Source organism: Achromobacter sp. (assembly GCF_036567245.1).
Lineage (GTDB): Bacteria > Pseudomonadota > Gammaproteobacteria > Burkholderiales > Burkholderiaceae_B > Achromobacter.
Window position 1 is genome coordinate 1 of sequence record NZ_DATCUY010000472.1, and the last position, 4,899, is coordinate 4,899.

Sequence of the window (4,899 nt, forward strand, 5' to 3'; positions counted from 1 at the left end):
AAGTTGCGGGCGGTCTTGCGGAACACCAGGTTGCCGCTGCGGTCGGCGATATGCGCCTTGACCAGCGAAACGTCAGGCGCCAGCGAACGCTCCATCACGTACTGATGGCCATCGAATTCGCGGAGTTCCTTGCCGTCGGCCACGATGGTGCCCACGCCGGTGCGGGTGAAGAAGGCCGGAATGCCGGCGCCGCCGGCGCGCAGCTTCTCGGCCAGCGTGCCCTGGGGCGTGAACTCGAGTTCGAGTTCGCCGGACAGGAACTGGCGTTCAAATTCCTTGTTCTCGCCCACGTAGGACGCGATCATCTTGCGGACCTGGCGCGTATTGAGCAACTGGCCGAGGCCGAAGCCGTCGACGCCGGCATTGTTGCTGATGCAAGTGAGGTCCTTGACGCCCGAATCGCGCAATGCGGCGATCAGGGCTTCGGGAATGCCGCAAAGGCCGAAACCGCCCACGGCGATCATCTGGCCGTCCTTGACGATGCCTGCCAGCGCCTCCTGGGCGCTTGCAAAAACCTTGTCCATCGCTCCAACTCCTAGTTAAGGTCTAACCGAAGAGGGCGCGGCTGCCGGCGCCGGTCCCAGCAACACCGTGCGGTGTCCTGTGGCGGCTGGCGCCGAGGGTGGCGCGCCCTTATTGCTTTTTTTGATTTTGCGCTAGATTTTACCGGCATGCCCGGTCAAAGCACGCGCTATTTTGGCCGGTCCGCCCGAAGCGCCGCGTCAAGCCGCAGGCTTGAACATGGCGCCCAGTTTGGACAGCACCTCTTGCGGCCACGGGGCGGACGCATTGACCGTATAGTCCATCCAGACTAGCACGTTGCGTGCGCGGGCATACGGACCGCCTTCGTCGCCTACCTTCTCCAACAGCAATTCGAATTCCGCGCTGGAGCGGCCGATGCGCGTGAGCTTGTGCGTCACGAGCACCGTGGCCGGATAGGTCAAGGGACGCAGGAAATCGCAGGACGCATGCGCCAGGATCAACCCCTGATCCGACGGCAGCGCAAAGCCCGCGCCATAGAGTATCTGTATCCGGGCCTCTTCCATGAGGCGGAAATACATTGCGTTGTTCAGATGGTTCAGAGCGTCCGAATCGCCCCACCGCAAGGGCAGTTCGACTTGATGGATATCTCCCACGGCCAGTATCCGCGCTGAGGTTTTGTCCGCGTTCACCAATTGCTCCATATGGGTAAAAGAAATACGAAGGCATACATCACCTCCGCCTGCAATACAATCGCCGATAATACTTCCAGCCATATATGGAATACATACGGGGAGCTTTGCAATGTCTGAACGCGAGTCGATGGAATATGACGTGGTCGTGGTTGGCGGTGGACCCGCCGGCCTGGCCACTGCAATCCGTCTTAAGCAGCTGGCCGCTGAAAAGAATCAGGAAATCGGCGTCTGCGTACTGGAAAAGGGCGCGGAGTTGGGTGCGCACATCCTGTCCGGCGCCGTCATGGACCCGCTGGCGCTGACCGAGCTCATCCCCGACTGGAAGGAAAAAGGCGCGCCGCTGAACGTGCCCGTCACGCATGACAAGTTCATGTTCCTGTCCGAAACCGGCGCGCGCACCACGCCCAACTGGCTGCTGCCGCCCTGTTTCCACAACGAAGGCAACTACATCGTCCGCCTGGGCGACGTCGTGAAGTGGATGGGCGAACAGGCCGAGGCGCTGGGCGTGGACATCTTCCCCGGTTTTGCGGCCGTGGAACTGCTGTACGACGAAAACGGCGCCGTCCGCGGCGTGGCCACCGGCGACATGGGCGTGGCCCGCGACGGCTCGCACACCGATCACTACCAGCCGGGCATGGAACTGCATGCCCGCTACACCGTGTTCGCCGAAGGCGCGCGTGGCCAATTGGGCCGCCAGCTGATCGAACGCTACAAGCTGGACGACGGCCGCAATCCGCAGTCCTACGGCATCGGCATCAAGGAAATGTGGGAGGTCGATCCGGCCCAGTCCAAGCCGGGCCTGGTCATCCACACCGCCGGCTGGCCGCTGGACTCCGACACCTACGGCGGCTCGTTCCTCTACCACCTGGACAACAACCTGGTGGCGGTGGGCATGATCGTGGGCCTGGACTACGCCAACCCCTGGCTGTCGCCGTTCGACGAATTCCAGCGCTACAAGACGCACCCCGCCATCCGCGGCACCTTCGAAGGCGGCAAGCGCATCGCCTACGGCGCGCGCGCCATCACCGCGGGCGGCCTGCTGGCCCTGCCCAAGCTGACCTTCCCGGGCGGCGTGCTGGTCGGCTGCGAGGCCGGCTTCCTCAACGCCTCCCGCATCAAGGGCAGCCACGCCGCCATCAAGTCCGGCAAGCTGGCCGCCGAAGCCGCCTTCGACGCGCTGGTCGCCGATCGCCGCCAGGACGAGCTGGCCGCCTATCCCGCCGCCTTCGAGGCATCCTGGCTGCATGCGGAGCTGAACAAGGCGCGCAACTTCAAGCAATGGTTCAAGAAGGGCCGTACCGTCGCCACCTTGATGACTGGCGTCGAACAGCTGCTGCTCAAGGGCAAGATGCCCTGGAGCCTGCGCCACAACAAGCCCGACCATGCCTGTCTGCAACCCGCATCGCAGTGCGCGCGCATCGATTATCCCAAGCCCGACGGCAAGCTCACCTTCGACAAGCTCAGCTCGGTGTTCATCTCGAACACCAACCATGACGAGAACGAACCCGTCCACCTGACGCTGAAGGATGCGTCGATACCGGTACAGGTCAACCTGGCCAAATATGGCGGCCCGGAATCGCGCTACTGCCCGGCGGGCGTGTACGAGTTCGTCAAGGACGACCACGGCGAGGATCGCCTGCAGATCAACGCGCAGAACTGCGTGCACTGCAAGACCTGCGACATCAAAGACCCGACCCAGAACATCGTATGGGTTGCCCCGCAAGGCGGTGAAGGCCCCGTCTACAGCGGCATGTAAAGCGACCGGACGCCAGCGCCCGGCCACCGAAGGCGTCCCACGGGGCGCCTTTTTTTCGACCAGAAGGACTATTCCATGACCGAACGCATACTCCTCATCGGCTGCGGCGACCTGGGCCAGCGGGCGGCCCGGCGCTTCCTGGCGCGCGGCGACGAAGTCTACGCGCTGCGCCGCCATCCGCCGGCCGGAGATGCGGACGGAATACGCTGGCTGCAGGGCGATATTTCCCGCGCTGACGCGCTGCCCGCCCTGCCCCCAGGCGTCACGCGGCTCATCCACCTGCCCGCGCCTGGCGCCCGCGTAGCGGCCGCGTACCGTGCGGTGTTCATCGACGGCCTGAAACACGTGCTGGACGCGCTGGACACTACGCAGCTCAAGCGTATCGTGTTCGTCTCGTCCAGCGCGGTCTATGGCGAACATGAAGGCGGCTGGGTCGACGAAGACACGCCGCCCGCGCCGCTGGGCGTCAATGGACAGGTGCTGCTAGAAGCCGAAGCCGCGCTCGCGACTTACGGCCTGCCGTCCACCGCGTTGCGGCTGGCGGGACTTTATGGCCCGGGACGCCTGCAATTGATCGAGCGCCTGCGCCAGGGCGCGGCGGGTGCGCCGAGTTCTCCCGCACACTGGGCCAACCGGATCCACATCGATGACGCCGCCGCGGCCGTAGTGCACCTCGCGCTCCTGCCCGAAGCGGCGCCGGCCTACATAGGCTGCGACGACACCCCCCTGCCCCTGCATGAGCTATACGCCGACCTGGCCAGACTGATCGGCGCCCCTGCGCCACGCGAGGCGCCCGCGCCTGCCAACGTCGGCAGCAAGAAGCTCAGCAACGTCCGGCTGCGCGCCAGCGGCTTCACGCTGCAATGGCCTGACTCGCGGCTGGGCTATGCCGCGCTGCTGGCCGTAACCGACGGCACTGGAGCGCAGCAGGCATAGTTCGCTGCTCATCGAATCGTGGTCGTCCAGGCTGGACGATACTGGCGGTCGGATTCACCACCGGCCAAGGCCATGCATCCCGCCCATCCCCTGCAGGCAGTCACACACCCTGACCCCTACCCCTACTATGCCGCGCTGGCACGAGAGCGGCCGCTGTATCGCGAAGCGACGCTGGACCTGTGGATCGCCAGCCACCCGGACACGATAGCGGCCATCATGCAGCACCCTGCCGCGCGCGTGCGCCCCGTGGCGGAGCCGGTACCCAGGGGATTGGGCCCCGGTCCGGCGGGCGAGCTGTTCGGCCGCTTCGTACGCATGAACGACAGCGCAGCGCACCTGCAAGTGAAGACCTTGCTGAGCGCTTTCATCCGCGAGCAAGGCGCCCAGGCCTGTACGCCTGCCTGGCCGGATCCGGGGCCGTTGAACGCCATGGCCGTCGACCGCTACCTGAGTACCGCGCCGGTCCATGCGCAAGCCGCTTTCCTGGGTTTGCCGCCAGACCTGTACGCCGATTGCGCGGCGGACATCGCGGCGTTTCTGTCGGCGCTGCCCGCCACCGCCACCGCGGATCGCATCGAGGCTGGACACGCCGCCGCGCAACGCTTGCAAACCCGCCTCGAATCTCATCTGCAGGCCCCCGACGCCGCCCTTGCCTTGCGCAGGCTGCGTGAGGACGGCGTGCGGGCGGGCATCGCGCCCGCGCTGCTGGCCGCCAACCTGGCCGGCCTGCTGTTCCAGTCCTGTGAAGCGGGCGCGGGTTTGCTGGGAAACGCGATCATCCTGGCCGGGCGACGCGGCACGCCGGACGATCTTACGGACGATGCCGCGCTGGCGCTGATGGATGAAGTCGAACGCAATGACCCGCCGCTGCATAACACGCGCCGGTTTCTCGCCGCCGACATCGACATCGGCGGCCAGCGCATCGCGGCCGGCCAGACTGTGCTGCTGGTGCTGGCGGCGGCAGCCACGGTGCAGCCCGAGGCACACTGGACTTTCGGCGCTTTCGGGCACGCCTGCCCCGGCCGCCTGCCC

General features: G+C 65.9%; 5 protein-coding genes. 3 read left to right on the plus strand and 2 right to left on the minus strand.

The annotated features are described in order from the left end of the window. Together VIR09_RS19945 and VIR09_RS19950 are read right to left on the minus strand one after the other, a co-directional pair. Positions 1–524 (minus strand): CoA transferase subunit A (locus VIR09_RS19945; protein ID WP_332014432.1); only part of this gene is annotated, 524 nt, incomplete at its 3' end. Positions 525–722: 198 nt separating this feature from the next. Next, positions 723–1,172 (minus strand): acyl-CoA thioesterase, encoded by a 450-nt coding sequence (locus tag VIR09_RS19950; protein WP_332014433.1) that lies wholly within the window; start codon positions 1,170–1,172, stop codon positions 723–725. A gap of 112 nt (positions 1,173–1,284) precedes the next feature. Here VIR09_RS19950 and VIR09_RS19955 point away from each other — a divergent pair, with 112 nt between their 5' ends. The 3 genes from VIR09_RS19955 to VIR09_RS19965 all read left to right on the plus strand — a co-directional run. Further along, positions 1,285–2,931 (plus strand): electron transfer flavoprotein-ubiquinone oxidoreductase, encoded by a 1,647-nt coding sequence (locus VIR09_RS19955; RefSeq protein ID WP_332014434.1) that lies wholly within the window; start codon positions 1,285–1,287, stop codon positions 2,929–2,931. A 75-nt stretch (positions 2,932–3,006) separates the two neighbouring features. Continuing rightward, entirely contained in the window at positions 3,007–3,867 is an 861-nt protein-coding gene (locus VIR09_RS19960; protein WP_332014435.1) for an NAD-dependent epimerase/dehydratase family protein, read from the plus strand. Positions 3,868–3,939: 72 nt separating this feature from the next. Beyond that, positions 3,940–4,899 (plus strand): cytochrome (locus tag VIR09_RS19965; RefSeq protein WP_332014436.1); only part of this gene is annotated, 960 nt, incomplete at its 3' end.

What these genes read in the sequence shown, in the direction of transcription:
- VIR09_RS19960 (WP_332014435.1), top strand. Translation starts at nt 3,007, where the DNA reads ATGACCGAACGCATACTCCTCATCGGCTGCGGCGACCTGGGCCAGCGG.
- VIR09_RS19955 (WP_332014434.1), top strand. Translation starts at nt 1,285, where the DNA reads ATGTCTGAACGCGAGTCGATGGAATATGACGTGGTCGTGGTTGGCGGT.